Source organism: Saccharopolyspora sp., assembly GCF_017434145.1.
Lineage (GTDB): Bacteria > Actinomycetota > Actinomycetes > Mycobacteriales > Pseudonocardiaceae > Saccharopolyspora_C > Saccharopolyspora_C galaxeae.
Genome location: NZ_JAFRFW010001042.1, coordinates 1 through 1,715 on the forward strand (window position 1 = coordinate 1; position 1,715 = coordinate 1,715).

Annotated in this window: 5 protein-coding genes; 1 reads left to right on the top strand and 4 read right to left on the bottom strand. The window is 70.7% G+C overall.

The window, feature by feature from the left end; all coding sequences use genetic code 11:
- From rpsR to rpmB, 4 genes are all read right to left on the bottom strand, one after another.
- On the bottom strand, window positions 1–234 hold a 234-nt coding region (gene rpsR / locus IJH84_RS28455), incomplete at its 3' end, for a 30S ribosomal protein S18 (protein ID WP_295151078.1).
- A gap of 2 nt (window positions 235–236) precedes the next feature.
- A complete protein-coding gene (gene rpsN / locus IJH84_RS28460; protein WP_200069112.1) occupies window positions 237–542 on the bottom strand; it encodes a 30S ribosomal protein S14 in 306 nt (101 codons plus the stop codon).
- Window positions 543–554: 12 nt separating this feature from the next.
- Window positions 555–719: a 50S ribosomal protein L33 gene (gene rpmG, locus IJH84_RS28465; protein ID WP_200069113.1), complete on the bottom strand. Its 165-nt coding sequence runs from the start codon at window positions 717–719 to the stop codon at window positions 555–557.
- A complete protein-coding gene (rpmB, locus tag IJH84_RS28470; protein ID WP_295151101.1) occupies window positions 719–955 on the bottom strand; it encodes a 50S ribosomal protein L28 in 237 nt (78 codons plus the stop codon). The genes rpmG and rpmB overlap by 1 nt, the downstream gene beginning before the upstream one ends.
- Window positions 956–1,093: 138 nt before the next feature.
- Between rpmB and IJH84_RS28475 the strand changes: the two genes are divergently transcribed.
- A partial coding sequence (locus tag IJH84_RS28475) for a GTP-binding protein (RefSeq protein ID WP_295151103.1) occupies window positions 1,094–1,715 on the top strand: 622 nt, incomplete at its 3' end.

A 1,715-nucleotide genomic window follows, 5' to 3' on the forward strand; every position in this document is an offset into this window, starting at 1 on the left:
GCTGGCCGGGCTCGGGTAGGGCAGCAGCGCCATCTCCCGGGCGTTCTTGATCGCGCGGGCGACTTCGTGCTGCTGCTGCCGGGTCAGCCCGGTGACCCGGCGGGAACGGATCTTGCCGCGGTCGGAGATGAACTTGCGCAGCAGCGCGGTGTCCTTCCAGTCCACTTCGACCACGCCTTCCCTGCGCAGCAGGTTCGGTGTGCGGCGCGGTGCGCGCCGGTCGTGCTGGGCCATGCTCACCAACTCGATTTCGTCACGCCGGGCAGTTCGCCGTTGTGCGCGGCCTGGCGCAGCCGCACCCGGGAGAGCCCGAACTTGCGGAAGTAGCCGCGCGGGCGCCCGTCGATCGCGTCGCGGTTGCGGACTCGCGTGGCGCTGGCGTCGCGCGGCTGGCGGGACAGTTCGGTGACCGCCGCGGAGCGTTGCTCGGGGCTGCTGCCGGGCGCGGAGATGATCTTCTTGAGCTCGGCGCGCCGTTGTGCGTAGCGCGCCACCACCGCCCGCCGCTGCTCGTTGCGGGCGATCTTGGACTTCTTGGCCAACTCGGGTCCTCCTCAGCGCTCTTCGCGGAACTCGACGTGCTCGCCGAGCACCGGGTCGTATTTGCGCAACCGCAGCCGTTCCGGGTTGTTGCGGCGGTTCTTCCTGGTCATGTACGTGAAGCCGGTTCCTGCGGTGGACCGCATCTTGATCACCGGACGGATCTCGGAGGCGGCCATCAGACGCGCTCCCCGCGGGCGCGCATCTCGTCGACGACCGACTCGATGCCGCGCTTGTCGATCGTCTTGACGCCCTTGGTGGACACCTGCAGCCGCACCCAGCGCCCTTCCGAGGGCAGCCAGTACCGGCGTCGCTGCACGTTCGGCAGCCAGCGCCGGTTGGTTCGCACGTGCGAGTGGGAAACCTGCTTGCCGTAGCCGGGTTTCTTCCCGGTCACCTGGCAGCGGACGGACACGGAGACCTCCTGGTAACGACATCCATTTTCAACAAGAGTACCGTGTCCACCGGACCAGATGAAAACCATTCCCGATTGGGGCCGCACGTGGGAACCGAAGCCGAGCCGTCCCGAGTCCCGCTGACCGTGATCACGGGGGTGCACGCCGAACACCTCGCGCGGATCGCCAGGGCCGCCGCCGACGACGACCCGCAGGGCACCGCGCTCGTGCACCACGACTTGCGCGAGATCGCCCACGGCGTGGTCCGCCGCCACCTCCGGCAGGGCGACTCGGACCAGGTCACCGCGCTGGAACTGGCGCACGGCTGCGTGTCCTGCACGCTGCGCGAGGACTTCCTGCCGCTGCTGCGGCGGCTGGCCGCGGCGCCCGACGTGCGACGGATCGTGGTGCAGCTGGACCCGTCGGTGGAGCCGGAGGCGATCTGCTGGGCGATGGAGCACGTCCTGGTCGGTGAGTCCCCGGTCGTCGAGGACGTCGAGCTGCGCGCGGTCGTCGCGGCGGTCGACCTGCCGAGCTGGCTCGACGACGCCGGTGGGGACGAGCCGCTGCACGAGCGCGGGCTCAGCGGCAGCCCGGACGACGAGCGAACCGTCGCTCAGGTCGCGGTCGGCCAGGTCGAGTTCGCCGATGCCGTGGTGTTCGCCGGCGAGACCGACCGTTGGCAGCAGGTGCGCACCGAGGCGGTCGTCGACCGGCTCACCCCGCTCGCGCCGACCACCGCTCTCGGCCGGCTGGACCTGCCGGAGCTGCTGCGGCGCA

Bases quoted from the DNA above. Each gene is read 5' to 3' on its own strand.
- rpmG (WP_200069113.1), bottom strand. From the start codon at position 719: ATGGCCGCCTCCGAGATCCGTCCGGTGATCAAGATGCGGTCCACCGCA.